This window comes from Nocardia paucivorans NBRC 100373, from assembly GCF_000308675.1.
GTDB classification, from domain to species: domain Bacteria; phylum Actinomycetota; class Actinomycetes; order Mycobacteriales; family Mycobacteriaceae; genus Nocardia; species Nocardia paucivorans.
The window spans coordinates 197,711-212,153 of record NZ_BAGE01000030.1 but is presented as its reverse complement, the minus strand read 5'-3'; the positions used below and the strand labels follow the sequence as shown (position 1 = coordinate 212,153).

The following is a 14,443-nucleotide window of genomic DNA, read 5'->3' as shown; positions in this document are numbered from 1 at the left end:
GGAACTGAAACAGGTTCTACTTTGTTCGGAGCTTACGCCATACCCGCACGCAATGCACCGGACGAAGCGGACATTCATCGCCCGCAAGATACACATGCACCGGCTTCTCAATCACTCGATTCAATCGAGTGATTGACAGTGGCCCCAACCGGGGTACACGATCGTGGCGCGGCCCGGGCGAGGACCGCGGCACCCGATCGGCAGGAGCCCCATGACAGCCGAGACAGCACAGACGTCCCCGGAGAGCCTCAGCGCTCCCTATCGCATCGAATTCCCGTTCACCCGCACCGTCGGGGAGAAGATCGGCGCCTTCCTCGGCGGGCTGCGCGACGGCCGACTCTACGGTGTGCGCACCGAATCGGGCGCCGTGCTGTGTCCGGTGGCGGAATTCGATCCGCACACCGCCCGACCCACCGGTGAACTCGTTCCATTGCCGGGCTCCGGCACCGTACTGCATTGGACCTGGGTCCCGACCCGACCCGGCGACGAGATCACCGCCGACCACTTCGCCTGGGCCCTGATCCGCCTCGACGGCGCCGACGGGGCCCTGTTCCACGCCGTCGACACCGCCGGCGACGGCGAGCGGATGGCGGCGGGGCTACGGGTCCGGCCGCGCTGGCGGGCCGAACGGGTGGGCAGTATCGGCGATATCGCCTGCTTCGAACCGCTGGAGTCGTGATGAGCGGCCACGCACCGACCCCGATCGAAGCGTTCACCAGCCCGTTCGCAATGGACTACACCTTCGTTGCCGGAATCGGGCGTTCGACGTTCCTGCGCGGTATGCGGGAACGAAAACTGCTCGCCCGCCGCTGCGGAACCTGCGAGCGCGTATACCTGCCCGCACCCCGATTCTGCTCCCGCTGTCTGGTCGAGCTGTCCGAACCGTTCGAACTCGACGGCGTGGGCACCGTATCGACGTTCTGCACGGTGAACTTCCCCTTCCCCGGGCAGGTGTTCGACCCGCCGTACGTGGTCGCCTACATCCGGGTGGACGGCGCCGACACCCGGCTCATGCACCTGATCCGGGAGATCGACCCCGCCGAGGTGCGCATCGGTATGCGGGTGGAGCCGGTCTGGTGCCCGGACGAGGAACTGGATACGTCGATGAACAGCATCCGCTACTACCGCCCGATCGACCCCCCGGGAGACGCCGATGCGTGATGTCGCGGTGGTGGCGTTCGCGCAGTCGCCGGGCACGGCGGCCGACCGAACCCACGATATGGCCGAAATCCTGCTGCCCGTTATGCGCGAGGCGCTCGGCACGGTCGGCATCGACCGAAGCGAGATCGATTTCTACGCCTCCGGCAGCCACGACTTCTACGAGGGCCGAACCTTCGCCTATATCGAATCGCTCGACGCGGTCGGTGCCTGGCCGCCGATCTCGGAATCGCATGTGGAGATGGACGCGGCCTGGGCCTGCTACGAGGCGTGGTCGTGGTTGCAGCTCGGCGAAGGTGATATCGCCGTGGCCTACGGCGTCGGCCGGGGCTCGTTGGCTCAGGACCTCGATCAGGTGATGGCGACGCAGCTGGATCCCTACTACCTGGCGCCGCTGCGCCCCCACCGGGACGCCTTGGCGGCGCTCCAGGCACAGGCCCTCATTGCCGACGGCGCGCTGGACGAGCAGCGAATGGCCCAGGTGGTGTCCCGTTGTCGGGCGGCGGCGGTGGGCAACCCGGCGGCGGTGGTGTCGGGCGAGTTCTCGGCGGACGAACTGTTGGCCGCCCCCTACACGGCATCACCGCTGCGGGAACACGATAGCGGCCCGATCGGGGACGCCGCCGCGGTCGTGGTGTTGGCCGCCGGCGCTACCGCACGCCGTTTGGTCGAACGTCCGGCCTGGATCCGCGGTGCCGACCACCGGATGGACTCCCACTATCCCGGCACCCGCGACCTCACCCGGGCCGATACGGTCCCGCAGGCCGCGGCACGGGCCGCCGAACTCGCCGGCTTCGGCCCCACCGCGGTGGATGTGGCCGAGCTGCACACCGAATACAGCTATCAGGAACCACTGCTGGTCGATCTGCTCGGCCTGTCCGACGCCGAGATCAACCCCGGCGGCGGACCGCTGACCGCCCGTCCCACCACCGCCACCGGCCTGATCCGCATCGGCGAAGCGGCCCGACATATTCTCACCGGCCACGCCGACCGGACCCTCGCCCACGCCACCGGCGGGCCGGCCCTACAGCAGAACCTGATCTGCCTGATGGAGGCAGACCGGTGAAACTCGCGGTTGTCGGCATCGGACAGAGTGTTCAGGCCAAGAAGCGGAAGGTCACCATTGGCGCGCTGGTGCGCGAGGCGGTCGACGCGGCAATGGCCGATGCCGAATTGGATTTCGGTGATATCGATGCCGTGGTCCTGTCCAAAACCCCCGATCTGTTCGACGGGGTGATGAACCCGGAGCTGTATCTGGCCGATGCCATGGGCGCGCGCGGCCTGCCGGTGACCCGGGTGTTCACCGGCGGCAGCGTCGGCGGGCACGCCGCGATCTACGGCGCGCACCTGGTGCGGGCCGGGCTGGCTCGCCGGGTGTTGGTGGTGGCGTATTCCAAGGAGTCCGAAGGGGATTTCACCTGGGCGCTGTCGCGTGGGATGCCGTTCAGCGCACAGCTGGGAGCCGGGGCGGGCGCGCATTTCGCGCCGGTCATCCGGGAATACATCCGCCGCTCGGGTGCGCCGGAACATATCGGATGGCAGGTGGCGGTGAATCATCGGCTCAATGCGACCCGCAATCCGTACGCGCATATCCAACGGCCGGATATCACCATCGAAGAGGTGCGGAACTCCCGCATGCTGTGGGATCCGATCCGCTATCTGGAATCGTGCCCGTCGTCGGATGGTTCGTGCGCGGTGGTGATCGCCGGGGCGGCCGATGCGGAACACGCCCCCCGACCGCCCGCATGGATCCACGGCATGGCGTGGCGCACCGAAACCGGGCATTTCGCCGGACGCGACGAGGTGAATCCGGAGGCGGGCCGGCAGTGCGCGGCCGAGGCCTATCGGCAGGCCGGGATCACCGATCCGGCGCGGGAGATCGATACCGCCGAGCTCTATATCCCCTACAGCTGGTACGAGCCGATGTGGTTGGAGAACATCGGACTGGCCGAACCGAACGAAGGATGGCGGTTGGTCGATGCGGGACGCACCGCATTCGACGGGGATCTGCCGGTGAATCCGTCCGGGGGTGTGTTGTCGGGGAACCCGACGGGCGCGACCGGGTTGTTGCGGTTCGCCGAGGCGGCATTGCAGGTGCGCGGTACCGCGGGCGCGCACCAGGTGGATGGGGCCCGTCGGGCCATCGGCCACGCCATGGGCGGCGCCTCACAGTTCCACGCGCTGTGGGTGGTCGGCTCCGAACCGCCGGATTCCTGAAACCGCCGATATCCGCGATACCGCCCGACCGGTGAGCCCGGCGCGGCACACCAGATGGAAACGAGGAGTTGCAGTGAGCGAACGGGTATTCGTCGCCGGTGTCGGTATGACGAAATTCGAGAAGATCACCAGCCGGGACTGGACCTACCCGGAAATGGTCGCCGAGGCCGTGGAACAGGCATTGACCGATGCCGGAATCGGCTACGACCGGGTGCAGCGCGCCGCCATCGGCTATGTCTTCCAGCCGTCCACCGCCGGACAGCGGGCGCTCTACGATATCGGGCTCACCGGTATCCCCATGGTCAATGTCAACAACAACTGCGCCACCGGATCCACCGCGCTCTCCCTGGCCCGGGAATGGGTGCAGGCGGGCCTGGTGGATATCGCCCTGGCGGTCGGCTTCGAGCAGATGACCAAGGAGTCGATGGCCGGTAACGGCAGCGTTCCGAAGGTCACCACCGTCGACCGGCACATCTCGGCCCTGACCGCCGCCACCGCCCTGGGCAATGCGCCGATGACCGCGCAATTCTTCGCCGCGGCCGCCGTGGAGCACATGAAGCGCTACGGCACCACCCGCGAACAACTCGCCGGGGTGGCGGTGAAGAATCATGAACACTCGACCCGAAATCCCAAGGCGCAGTTCCAGAATCCCTACACTCTGGACGAAGTGCTCGGCGATCGGATGGTGCACGAACCGCTGACCCGGTCCCAGTGCTCCCCCATGTCCGACGGGGCGGGCGCGGCGGTGCTGGTGAGCGAACGGTTCGTGCGTGAACACGGCCTGTCCGGGCGGGCGGTGCCGATTCTGGCTCAGGAACTGGTCACCGACGACGCCTCCTCGTTCGAATCCGGGTCGATGATCGATGTGGTGGGCGCGCCCATGACACGTATCGCGGGACGACGCGCGCTCGAGGCGGCCGGGGTGGGCATCGACGATATCGATGTGCTCGAGGTGCACGACTGTTTCTCGATCAACGAACTGCTCACCTATGAAGCGCTCGGCCTGTGTGGGCCGGGTGAATCCGGGGCACTGATCGATTCCGGCGCCACCACCTACGGCGGACGCTGGGTGGTCAACCCGTCCGGCGGTCTCATCTCCAAGGGCCACCCCTTGGGCGCCACCGGTTTGGCGCAGTGTGCGGAACTGGTGACGCAGGTGCGCGGCGAGGCGGGGCCACGTCAGGTGGACGGCGCCCGACTGGCCTTGGCGCACAATCTCGGTCTCGGCGGCGCCTGCGTGGTCACCGTGTACGGGGCGCCGGAAACGGCCGCATAGAGTTTCGGGCATGACATCCGGTAGGCAGCGGTCCACGGCGGAGGACGACACCCCACCGGTCGCGCCGCTGCCCACCGAACAGCGATTGCTGTCGGCGGCGGAGAAACTGTTCGCCGAACGCGGTATCGACGCGGTATCGCTGCGGGCCGTCATGGCGGAGGCCGGGACCAATGTCGCGTCGGTGCACTATCACTTCGGCTCCAAGGACGCCCTGGTCGAGGCCCTGATCAGCCGGCGCAGCGACCAGATCCACACCCGCCGCGACGAATTGCTGGACGCGGTGGAGAAATCCGAAACCCCCACCGCCCGTGCCCTTGCCGAGGCGTTCGTCCGCCCGGTCGCCGAACTCGCCGCGGCGGGCGGCACCGCGTGGATCACCATTGTCGCCGGGATCATGAACAGCAACCACCCGGCCCTCCTCCGACTCACCGAGGGTTTCGCTCCCCAGGCGCGCCGTTTCACCGCTCTGCTCGCCCGCATCGATCCGGTCGCATCCCCCCGCACCATCCGCTTCCGACTCACCCAGGCCATGAGCCTCACCTTCCAGACCCTCGGGGATCCGGACCGGCTACGCGGCATGCTGGCCCTCAGCGGAACTCGCCTGTCCCCCGAGGAAATCGGGCCGGAGCTCGTAGACACCGTCACCGCCATCCTCGCGGGTCCCCCGGACCGCTGACCCGCGAAGCCGAACCATTACCACCGAGGACGTGTACCCGAAAGCGTGTATCCATCCGGTATGGACGATCGGCTGGGCATCCGTGAAGCTCGTACACAGTTACCGGCCGTGGTCAACGCCGCAGCCCACGATGGCCATATCACCATCATCACCCGTGAAGGCGAACCGGCGGCCGCGGTCATTCCATTGTTCATGCTTGCCGAACTCGAGGAGTGGGAGGACGCTATCCGTCTCACGCTCACTCTCTTGGGTGACGACCCATACCGCCGTGACGGAGTAGACGTCAAGGCACTCACCGGTCGATCGGGCTTCCGACTTCGGGTAGGCAACTACCGTCTCGTGTACGAGGTCGACGACGGAAAACTGGTCTTCCTTGTCATCACCGCAGGTCACCACCGCGATATCTACGAACGGTGACCAACCGGCCACCCCTCAGTTCACCTGCCGCTCGCTTGCGGTCCAGTATTTGGCCCGCAGTGCCTTCTTATCGGGTTTGCCGAGCGCGCTGAGCGGAATGCTGTCGGCGAAGTCGATTGTTTTCGGCGTGTACACCGCGCCCTTGCGTTCCTTGACCAGAGCCTGCAATTCCTCGGCCGATACCGTCTGCCCGGTGCGAGGCACCACCACCGCCTTGACGGCCTCGCCCCATTTCTCGTCCGGCACACCGATCACCGCGGCCGCGCTCACCGCCGGATGCGCCGACAGCACATCCTCCACCTCGCGCGGATACACATTGAAACCACCGGAGACGATCATGTCCTTCTTGCGGTCGACGATATAGAGGAAGCCCTCCTCGTCCTGCCGCGCTATATCCCCGGTGTGCAACCAACCGAATTCGGTGGCCTCGGCGGTCTGTTCCGGTTTGTTCAGGTAGCCGTTCATCACCAGCGGCCCCCGCACACACACCTCGCCCGGCTCCCCCTGCGGCACCTCGTTGCCCTTCTCGTCGAGCAGCGCCACATTCAACCACGGCACCGGTCGACCACAGCTGGCCAGACGTTCCGGTTTGTTCAGGTCGTGTTCGGCCTTGCGCAGCACCGAGATGGTCATGGGGCTTTCGGCCTGGCCGTAGAACTGGAAGAAGATCGGGCCGAACTTCCGGATGGCCTCGGCGAGGCGGGTCGGGGAGATCGCGGAGGCCCCATAGAAGACGGTTTGCAGGCTGGACAGATCGTATTTGTCCAGGTCGGGGCTATCGAGCAGGGCGTACAGCATGGTCGGGACCAGCATGGTCGCGGTGATCTTGTACTTCTCGATCGCCTCGAGCACCTTGGTCGGCTGGAAGTAGGGCAGCACCACGATCGATCCGCCTTGTTGGGCGGTGGGGTTCCAGAAGGCGGCGCCGGCGTGGCTGAGCGGTGTGCACACCAGGAACCGCACCTCGTCCGGCCACTCCCATTCGGTCATCTGGATGCGCAGCATCGCGGCACTGCCGCGATAGCTCATCTCCACGCCCTTGGGTTTGCCGGTGGTGCCGCCGGTATAGGCCAGGCTCATGGTCGCGTCGGGATCGACCAGCGGCGCCTGTAGCGGGGCGGGTTCGAATCCGGAAGCCAGTTCGATCAGATCGGTGCCCACATCGGCGGGGCCGAACGACAACAGGTTCCGCAGGCCCGGCACCTTCTCCCGCAGTTGCGCGGCGCGCTCGGCGAACCCGGTCGGATCGAAGATCAGCGTCTCCACACCCGCGTCCTGCAATACGTATGCGTGGTCGTCCAGCGATCCCATCGGGTGCAGCGCCATGGCGCGGGTGCCGGTCACATTGTTGGCGCCCTGCGCGAACAGCACCTCCGGCCGGTTCGCCGACAGCACCGCCACCGGCGAGCCGACCCCCAGCCCCAGCGAGGCCAGGGCCTGCGCGAACCGGCTGATCTGATCCCGCACGTCGCGATAGGTCAGGGTGCTGTCACCGATATGCACCGCGGTGCGCTCGGAGTAACGCTCGAGCGCCTTGGCGAGCAGTTCCACCGCCAAGGGTTCACGGTGCAGCAAAGCGGTGTCGTCGACGTGCGGTTCAGTGTTCATCGTCGTCCTTTCGGGCCGCGTCACGGGAACGGGCCGGCGAGTTGACCAGGCCCCGGTGAAGCCGTCGATCGGATCGAGAGCGGCGCGACCGCCCATTACGATCCGCGATCCGCGAACGGTCCCGCCGAAGCTCGCAAACCGCGAAAACTATAACACGTTCTACTTTAATCGGCGGGCTCTCGCCCCACCCGATTCCGCGGCCGACGAACCGACCGACAGCGCCCGGAGGCGGCAACCGGGCGGACACGGCGGACGACGATCCGATCCCCGCCGCATCCGGGCCACCACCTCGACAACGGTCAACGGAACGCGGCGATACCTCGGCGCGCCCATTCCGCGAACGGCCGCGCCGAACGACCCAACACCCGCTCCACATCCGGACTCACCCGCCGCTCACGCTCCGTGGGCGCGCCGAGAATGTCCAAGGTGGCCTCCACCACGGCTTCGGGCATGGTGCGGATCATGTGCGCTCGCGCCTGCGCCCGACTCAGCTCCACGAACCGGATGGGTTCACCCAGCACCTCCGCGAGTACAGCGGCCTGTTGCCGCGGCGAGATCGCCTCGGGTCCGGTGAGTTCATAGGTTGCCCCCTCGTGTCCGGACGCGGTCAGCGCCACTGCCGCCACCTCGGCGATATCGGCGGGATCTATCGCCGGAAGCGCGATATCACCGAAAGGTGCGGCGATGGCGCGCTGTACACGGACCGCCTCCGCCCACATGAGGGCATTCGAGTGAAATGCGCCCGGCCGCAATATCGTCCACGGCAGACCGGAGTTCTGCACGGCCTGTTCGTAGTCGCCCGGATGCCGTCCGGTTCCCACACCCTGCGATGACAGCAGGACAACCCGTGCAACCGCCCGATCACGTGCCAGGTCCAATACGCCGGACAGGTCACCACCCGCACCGCTGAAATCTCCGGACGTCAACAGGAACAACGCCTTCGCGCCGTCCAGTACGGACTTCCACCCCTCCGGTTCGACCAGGTCCGCCCGCACCCGACGCACGCCGTCGGGGTCGACGCCCGGCGATGCCGTCCGCGATACCGCCGTCACCTGCTCCCCCGCGGCGACCAGCGCCTGCACCAAGGGCCGCCCCACATTTCCGGTCGCTCCGGTTACCACGATCATGTGCCACTCCGTCTTCGAAATCCTGTCTGGATGCGAAGACGCTACTATCCTGGAGATAGTACATACCTAGAGGAAAGTAACGGCGAAAGACGACAATGTGATCCAGAACACCGACGCCACCCCGGAAACCGCCTGTCCCATCGCACCGGTGGTGGACCTCATCTTCAGCCGATGGACCACCCCCATCCTGTGGGCCCTGAACGAATACGGCCGACAGCGTTTCGTCGAACTCGAGCACCGAATCGGCAGCATCACCCCCAAGGTGCTCACCCAGCGACTGCGCCAACTGGAACGCGACGGACTGGTCGTGCGCAACTATCACCGAGAGGTGCCACCGCGGGTGGAATACGAGATCACCGAACTCGGGCGCAGCCTGGCCCCCGTATTCGCCGCGGTCGCGGAGTGGAGCGAGAACCTGCCGAAGGTGGAGCGGGCACGTCGGGAATACGACGCCGCACTGCGGGGCCCCGCCACCGCACACCCGTGACAAGGCGCCGAGGTCACCGCCCCGGCCGCGATACGGAGGATTTGCGCAAGGCCCACGACAACGCCCGCACCACCATGCGGTTCGCCCCGGCGCCGGCCGTGCCACGGACCGCGCTCACCCCGTGATCGACAGGGCGAACTCGCAAGCAGCTTCCGGCAGGGCAAGCAGTTTCCGGCAGGGATCGATTCACTGCCGGGGCATCCGGTCCGGTTTCGGGATGCACCCGGGGACCGGCATTGCTCAGGTCCGATGCCGAGCGGCGGTATCGGGGGCAAAGGGGCTGAGAGCGAACCATTTGGGAAAGGCCCGGGTGAGTTTGGTGGGGCCGGTGAGGGTGATGGCCCCGGCGGTGAGGGCCTGGGTGAGAGGTTGATGGCCGTACCAGATCTTGTGCCAGGTATGGCCACTACCGGTGACGATGAGGTCGGGGTCGAAACCCGGGTCGTGCAGACACAGTGAGGTTTCGGCGGTGGTGGCCACGATCCAACCGCGGCGAACCTCGCCATCGGTGAAATCGAATCGGATGGTGATGCGACCGTTGGGGATTCCGGGGCGGATCCCGGCGCGGATACGCCACAACAGCAATGCGTTGTCGACCTGATCGGGACGCGGTTCGGGAAACCACCAGCGGACGGTCCAGCGCCCGAGGGCGTAGATGAGTTCGCGCAGGTCCTCGCCGGATTCGGTGAGCCGGTATTCGTGGGAGCGGCCGGTGACTCCGGGGATGCGAGTGACGACCCCGTGCCGTTCGAGGTGCCGGAGTCGAGAGGCGAGCAGACTACGCGACAGGCCGGGCAGCCCGCGCAGGATGGCATTGAACCGGTGTGAGCCGACCATGATCTCTCGAACGATCAACAGGCTCCAGCGATCGGCCAACAGGCCGGCGCCGATCGAAACCGGACAGTACTCGGCGGGTGCAGACATAACCGCACAAACTACGAGCCGAGAAGGTTGCGATCCAGAACTGGAACAGTTCTGATTTTAAACTATCGGCGCTGCTCGGCTTCGGTTGTGCTGAGGGAACAGACCATTCCTCGCATGAACGAAGACAGGTGCTCATGACCGCAATATCCACCGAGTACGAGGACTTGACGGTCCGGCAACAAATCGGCCCGGGCACCGATGCGGTGCAGGGCTGGCCGCTGCATTTCCCCGACGGCAGCGCACCGCTGTCGACGGACTCGACCGCAGTGGCCGCCGACGACTGGTACGGGTTCCGAGACCCGAACCAGTCCATCTATGTGCGGTGGGTCGCCGCGGTACACGAAACGGAGTCGAAGCTGGCAGCGGCGATCGCGCTACTGGGCGGCGACGGAGCGTTGGACGTCGTGGAACCGGATTGGCTGGTCGAGGGCATCGGCCGGGATCTGGTGATACTGCCGTTCACCGATCGGGCCCTGTTTCGGGTGCTCAGCCGGGCGCAGCGGCTGGCGTTGTCGGACACGGTGACCTTGCCGCTGGTATTCGAGGCGGCCGACAAATTGCGCCATGTCGAACATGTGGCCGCATTGCGCGCGGAGGTCGAATCCGCGGGGGCACCCGATATTTTCGCCGACGTACACCAGGTGTGGTTCACCGATGCGCGGTGGCAGCCGTTGCGGTCGGCGGTGGAGGCGCTGCTGGCGACCGAGGACTGGGTGGAGGCCGTGGTGGCCGCGAACCTGATCATCGATCCGCTGATCGGACGCTATCTGCGGGAGCAGTATCTGGTGGTGGCGGCGGAGGCCAACCGCGACGCCTACACCCCGGTACTGGTGCAGGCCTGGCGCGCCGACACCGCACGCTCCCAGACCTGGACATTGTCGCTGGTGGACCATCTGCTCGCCGATCCCGCACATGGTGCCGCCAACGCGGCCGTGATCACCGAATGGGCACACCGGTGGGAAACGCACGCCCTGGCCGCAGCCGAGGCGTTGGCACCACTACCGGCCAACGCGCCGGGCCGGCCGATCGAGGCAGCGGCGGCATGGGCGACGGTGGTGAGCGAATATCACGCCGCGGTCGGGGGACGCTGGAATTCGCGCCTCACGGTGGGAGGTCTGCGATGAGCACCCGTACGAGCCCGGCCACCTCCGCTCGACATGGGGTGGGTATCAGCCTGATTCGCGGTGAGGAGGCCGCCGCGATCCGGGATCAGCTGCTCCGCACCCAACCGCAGGTGGAGATCGCCGACCGAGGTGTGTATCTCAAGGCCGCCGCGGCCGAGGAGATCGTGATCGACCTCGCCGATCTGTCCGAGCGACTGGGCCGCGCCCTGACCATCGAAGACGTGCTGATCGTGGTGGCCAGCTATTTCGGCGAGATCGATCCGCAGCGCGGCAGCGGCCCCGGCAGTGGGCGACTGATCCTGCGCGCCGAAAACCTCACAGCAGTATCCGAACCGGAGAAGAACAGCCGATGACCGACCCCACCCGTGTCCACGAGATCGCCAAGAACTACACCTGGACGCCGACCAGCGCACCACCGGCGGCGGTGTTCCCGACCCGCTACCGGGTTCCCGAACGCGGCCGCGACCCCTTCAAGCTGTTGTGGCGTGATTACGCGCGCATGGAGGTCGAAAAGGATCTACGCGTACACAAAGCGCTCGACACCGCCGCGGCCATGGCCGGTGACCGGGTCGAACCCCGCTGGATCGAGGGTCTGAAACTGGCGTTACCGGCCACCGCCGAAGCCGAATACCAGGCGATGAAGGGTGCCGGGCTGCTGATCTCCTCGATCGACAACCCCGAACTACAGCAGGGCTACGCCGCCCAGGCACTCGACGAATCCCGACACCTGCAACTGGTCGGCGCGCTACGCCGCCACTATCTGGCCACTGCCGCCGAACCCGCGGGCCTGGATTTCGGCTCACGCGCCCTGTCCCGGCACCCGGTCGGTCAGGTCGCCCGCGCGGCGTATGCGCCGAACTCGGTCAACGACCCCATCGACGCCGTGATCGCGCTCAATGTGGTCCTCGAAACCGCTTACACCAACCCGCTCACCGTCGCCCTGCCGCAGATCGCGTCGGCCAACGGCGACGACGCCTACGCCACGGCATATCTGTCGATCCAATCCGACGAGGTCCGCCATATGGCCAATGGACACGGCACCCTCCGCGCGGTCGCCGAGATACCCGACAACATTCCGCTGGTTCAGGGATCGTTGGACCGCGCGTTCTGGCATCAGCATCAAGGCGCGGACACTCTGGTCGGTGTAGTGGCCGAATACTATGTGCGCCAACGCCCCTGGGCCTATCGCGATGCGTGGGAGGAATGGGTGGTCGACGACTTCATCGGCTCGTTCTCGCGTCGCTTCGGCCCCTTCGGACTGTCGGAACCCGCCCGCCTGACCGATGTCGCCCGCGGCCTGGAATCCCAGCACCATGCCGTGGCGATCGGATTGGCCGCGCTGTGGCCGTTGAACTTCTTCCGCACCGACCCGCTCGACGAAACCGACTTCGCCTGGTTCGAGGACAACTACCCCGGCTGGTCGGCGATCTACCAGCCGCTGTGGGAGGCCTACGCGGCCCTGTCCGATCCGGCCGGCGGCCGGCTGCTGTTGCAGGAACTACCCGCATTGCCGCCGTTCTGCCAGGTGTGCCAGCTGCCGTGCATCATCCCCCGCTTCGAGGCACCGGAGACCCGCATCGTCGAGTTCGCCGGCCGCAAATACGCGTTGTGCAGCGAAGGCTGCCAGATCAACTTCGACTGGAACCCGATCTCCTACACCGCTTTCGGTACCTTCTGGAGCCGCTACCACGGTTGGAACCTCGCCGAGGTCGTACAGGACCTGGGTTTCCTACGTCCGGATGGGCGCACCCTCATCGCCCAGCCCCACCTGCGCTCCGATCGACTGTGGACTCTCGACGACATCCGCGCGCTCGACGTCACCATCGAAGATCCCCTGGCCTGATGAACGATCCGAACCCCACTGCGCCCGCGGGCACCCTCACCGTCGAACCTTTCGGGGTGGCGGTGCCCGTGGCCGCCGGTGAACGCCTGCTCGACGCCATCCTCCGCGCCGGGCACTGGGTGCCCTTCGGCTGCAATCACGGTGGCTGCGGAACCTGCGCCGCCCGGGTCGTCGCCGGACAGGTGCACCAGCAGCCCGACACCCTCACCACCCTCGACAGCCGAGCCCGCGCACATGGTCAGATTCTGCTGTGCTCGACGCGACTGTCCGGCGACACCGCCGCGATCGATATCACCGCCGGAGGGCTCACCGAAGAGGAATTCCGCTCCACCACCATTCACGACGTCACCACCACCATTCGCACCGTCGCCGAGGTCGGCGATGGCCTGCGTCTGCTGCGGCTGGCCACCCCACCGCCGCCCTGGCAGCTCGAGCCGGGACAGTTTCTGCACCTGCAATTACCCGACCGCACCGGATGGCGCGCCTACTCGCCGGCCTCACCGCCCGGCACCGCCACCATGGACCTGCTGATCCGTACCGTGCCCGGCGGTGCATTCTCCACCGCCCTCGACGAGCTCGCCCCCGGAGACACGATCCGCTGCCGCGGCCCATTCGGCACCTTCACCGTGCGCAGCTCCCATCGACACAAACTGTTCATCGGCGGCGGCGCCGGTATCGGTCCGCTCCGCGCCATGATCCACGACGCCCTCGGTCGACGCCTGCACACGCCCGTCGACCTGATCCACACCGCCCGCACCCCGGCCGACCTCGCCTTCGGCGACGAGTTCACCGCCCTCGCCGCTACCGACGACCGTTTCCACTACCACCCGCTCACCCCTCGCGCACAGGGGGAAGCCACTCGTGGCGCCGACCTGGTCGGCGGCTGGATCGATACCACCACGATCCCGCTGCGCCGCGCCGAGGCATATCTGTGCGGACCCGACCGTTTCGTCGACATCGTCGCCGACCGACTCGTTCGCGCCGGGCTCCGTCCCCGCTACCTGTTCACCGACCGTTTCACCGCCTCCACCGGCGGCCCCACCGACAACCTCACTCCATCGGAGGAACCGTGACCGACACCCCTACCAGCCGCAGCCTGGAAATCATCCACGACGCCCAGTCCCGCCTCGACCGGCTCACCCCACACCAGGCCGCCGAGGCACTGAAGCGAGGTGTGCTGTTCATAGACACCCGCACCAGCGAAGAACAAGCCGCCGACGGCATAATCCCCGGCGCCTACCGGGTACCCCGCAATGCCGTCGAAGTTTTCCTCGATCCCACCCACCGACCCTTGTTCACCCCCGAGGAGGCAGCCGAGCTCCCACCGGTCCCCCGACCCGACGACACGATCGTCGTGCTGTGCAACCACGGCATGGCCTCCAGTCTGTCCGCCGCTTCCCTGCAACGCATCGGACTCACCGGGGCCACCGACGTCGAAGGCGGCTTCCAGGCGTGGAAAGCCGCCGGCCTACCCGTCACCGACCTCGAGGACCGACCTCCATCCCACCGCTCGAAGCGCGTGCACCGGTAGGGCGGGATCAGGTCGACGGTCACCTCACCCGCGCCGACCATCGAGAGACAGGCCG

The 14,443-nt window shown here is 66.9% G+C and carries 17 protein-coding genes; 14 read left to right on the top strand and 3 right to left on the bottom strand.

Translation table 11 applies throughout. The features are described from left to right. Positions 1–211: 211 nt before the first annotated feature. From ON32_RS07120 to ON32_RS27610, 7 genes are all read left to right on the top strand, one after another. Positions 212–679: an OB-fold domain-containing protein gene (locus ON32_RS07120; RefSeq protein ID WP_040789717.1), complete on the top strand. Its 468-nt coding sequence runs from the start codon at positions 212–214 to the stop codon at positions 677–679. Then, positions 679–1,161 (top strand): Zn-ribbon domain-containing OB-fold protein, encoded by a 483-nt coding sequence (locus ON32_RS07115; RefSeq protein WP_040789714.1) that lies wholly within the window; start codon positions 679–681, stop codon positions 1,159–1,161. The genes ON32_RS07120 and ON32_RS07115 overlap by 1 nt, the downstream gene beginning before the upstream one ends. Further along, entirely contained in the window at positions 1,154–2,224 is a 1,071-nt protein-coding gene (locus ON32_RS07110) for a thiolase family protein (protein WP_040789712.1), read from the top strand. The genes ON32_RS07115 and ON32_RS07110 overlap by 8 nt, the downstream gene beginning before the upstream one ends. Continuing rightward, positions 2,221–3,375: a thiolase family protein gene (locus ON32_RS07105; protein ID WP_083874146.1), complete on the top strand. Its 1,155-nt coding sequence runs from the start codon at positions 2,221–2,223 to the stop codon at positions 3,373–3,375. Before ON32_RS07110 ends, ON32_RS07105 begins: the two co-directional genes overlap by 4 nt. 73 nt (positions 3,376–3,448) lie before the next feature. Then, positions 3,449–4,651, top strand: coding sequence for a thiolase C-terminal domain-containing protein (locus tag ON32_RS07100; protein ID WP_040789708.1), 1,203 nt, complete (start codon positions 3,449–3,451; stop codon positions 4,649–4,651). Between the two features lie 10 nt (positions 4,652–4,661). Beyond that, entirely contained in the window at positions 4,662–5,327 is a 666-nt protein-coding gene (locus ON32_RS07095; protein ID WP_040789706.1) for a TetR/AcrR family transcriptional regulator, read from the top strand. 60 nt (positions 5,328–5,387) lie between these two features. Further along, positions 5,388–5,744, top strand: a complete 357-nt coding sequence (locus ON32_RS27610) for a type II toxin-antitoxin system prevent-host-death family antitoxin (RefSeq protein WP_083874163.1) — start codon at positions 5,388–5,390, stop codon at positions 5,742–5,744. Positions 5,745–5,759: 15 nt separating this feature from the next. Here the strand turns inward: ON32_RS27610 and ON32_RS07085 are convergent, their stop codons facing one another. Together ON32_RS07085 and ON32_RS07080 are read right to left on the bottom strand one after the other, a co-directional pair. Further along, positions 5,760–7,352 (bottom strand): AMP-binding protein, encoded by a 1,593-nt coding sequence (locus ON32_RS07085; RefSeq protein WP_040789861.1) that lies wholly within the window; start codon positions 7,350–7,352, stop codon positions 5,760–5,762. Between the two features lie 299 nt (positions 7,353–7,651). Continuing rightward, positions 7,652–8,479, bottom strand: a complete 828-nt coding sequence (locus ON32_RS07080) for an NAD(P)H-binding protein (RefSeq protein ID WP_040789704.1) — start codon at positions 8,477–8,479, stop codon at positions 7,652–7,654. 97 nt (positions 8,480–8,576) lie between these two features. Here ON32_RS07080 and ON32_RS07075 point away from each other — a divergent pair, with 97 nt between their 5' ends. Next, the gene (locus ON32_RS07075; protein ID WP_245550852.1) at positions 8,577–8,966 is read left to right on the top strand and encodes a winged helix-turn-helix transcriptional regulator; all 390 of its coding nucleotides are present in this window, start codon (positions 8,577–8,579) and stop codon (positions 8,964–8,966) included. Then, the gene (locus tag ON32_RS30495; RefSeq protein ID WP_281032221.1) at positions 8,963–9,091 is read left to right on the top strand and encodes a hypothetical protein; all 129 of its coding nucleotides are present in this window, start codon (positions 8,963–8,965) and stop codon (positions 9,089–9,091) included. The genes ON32_RS07075 and ON32_RS30495 overlap by 4 nt, the downstream gene beginning before the upstream one ends. A 115-nt stretch (positions 9,092–9,206) precedes the next feature. Here the strand turns inward: ON32_RS30495 and ON32_RS07070 are convergent, their stop codons facing one another. After that, the gene (locus ON32_RS07070; RefSeq protein ID WP_040789703.1) at positions 9,207–9,890 is read right to left on the bottom strand and encodes a winged helix-turn-helix transcriptional regulator; all 684 of its coding nucleotides are present in this window, start codon (positions 9,888–9,890) and stop codon (positions 9,207–9,209) included. 134 nt (positions 9,891–10,024) lie between these two features. Here ON32_RS07070 and ON32_RS07065 point away from each other — a divergent pair, with 134 nt between their 5' ends. From ON32_RS07065 to ON32_RS07045, 5 genes are read left to right on the top strand one after another with little or no spacing between them, the layout of a single operon-like run. Then, positions 10,025–11,014, top strand: coding sequence for a ferritin family protein (locus ON32_RS07065; protein ID WP_051132946.1), 990 nt, complete (start codon positions 10,025–10,027; stop codon positions 11,012–11,014). Beyond that, complete coding sequence (locus ON32_RS07060) at positions 11,011–11,367, top strand: MmoB/DmpM family protein (RefSeq protein WP_157224113.1); 357 nt, start codon at positions 11,011–11,013, stop codon at positions 11,365–11,367. Before ON32_RS07065 ends, ON32_RS07060 begins: the two co-directional genes overlap by 4 nt. Beyond that, positions 11,364–12,857 (top strand): ferritin family protein, encoded by a 1,494-nt coding sequence (locus ON32_RS07055; protein WP_040789699.1) that lies wholly within the window; start codon positions 11,364–11,366, stop codon positions 12,855–12,857. The genes ON32_RS07060 and ON32_RS07055 overlap by 4 nt, the downstream gene beginning before the upstream one ends. Further along, entirely contained in the window at positions 12,857–13,930 is a 1,074-nt protein-coding gene (locus tag ON32_RS07050) for a 2Fe-2S iron-sulfur cluster binding domain-containing protein (RefSeq protein WP_040789697.1), read from the top strand. The genes ON32_RS07055 and ON32_RS07050 overlap by 1 nt, the downstream gene beginning before the upstream one ends. Beyond that, complete coding sequence (locus ON32_RS07045; protein ID WP_040789695.1) at positions 13,927–14,388, top strand: rhodanese-like domain-containing protein; 462 nt, start codon at positions 13,927–13,929, stop codon at positions 14,386–14,388. Before ON32_RS07050 ends, ON32_RS07045 begins: the two co-directional genes overlap by 4 nt. The last annotated feature ends 55 nt before the right edge of the window (positions 14,389–14,443 follow it).

Bases quoted from the DNA above. Each gene is read 5' to 3' on its own strand.
- ON32_RS07120 (WP_040789717.1), top strand. From the start codon at position 212: ATGACAGCCGAGACAGCACAGACGTCCCCGGAGAGCCTCAGCGCTCCC.
- ON32_RS07115 (WP_040789714.1), top strand. From the start codon at position 679: ATGAGCGGCCACGCACCGACCCCGATCGAAGCGTTCACCAGCCCGTTC.
- ON32_RS07110 (WP_040789712.1), top strand. From the start codon at position 1,154: ATGCGTGATGTCGCGGTGGTGGCGTTCGCGCAGTCGCCGGGCACGGCG.
- ON32_RS07095 (WP_040789706.1), top strand. From the start codon at position 4,662: ATGACATCCGGTAGGCAGCGGTCCACGGCGGAGGACGACACCCCACCG.
- ON32_RS27610 (WP_083874163.1), top strand. From the start codon at position 5,388: ATGGACGATCGGCTGGGCATCCGTGAAGCTCGTACACAGTTACCGGCC.
- ON32_RS07085 (WP_040789861.1), bottom strand. From the start codon at position 7,352: ATGAACACTGAACCGCACGTCGACGACACCGCTTTGCTGCACCGTGAA.
- ON32_RS07080 (WP_040789704.1), bottom strand. From the start codon at position 8,479: ATGATCGTGGTAACCGGAGCGACCGGAAATGTGGGGCGGCCCTTGGTG.
- ON32_RS07070 (WP_040789703.1), bottom strand. From the start codon at position 9,890: ATGTCTGCACCCGCCGAGTACTGTCCGGTTTCGATCGGCGCCGGCCTG.
- ON32_RS07065 (WP_051132946.1), top strand. From the start codon at position 10,025: ATGACCGCAATATCCACCGAGTACGAGGACTTGACGGTCCGGCAACAA.
- ON32_RS07060 (WP_157224113.1), top strand. From the start codon at position 11,011: ATGAGCACCCGTACGAGCCCGGCCACCTCCGCTCGACATGGGGTGGGT.
- ON32_RS07055 (WP_040789699.1), top strand. From the start codon at position 11,364: ATGACCGACCCCACCCGTGTCCACGAGATCGCCAAGAACTACACCTGG.
- ON32_RS07050 (WP_040789697.1), top strand. From the start codon at position 12,857: ATGAACGATCCGAACCCCACTGCGCCCGCGGGCACCCTCACCGTCGAA.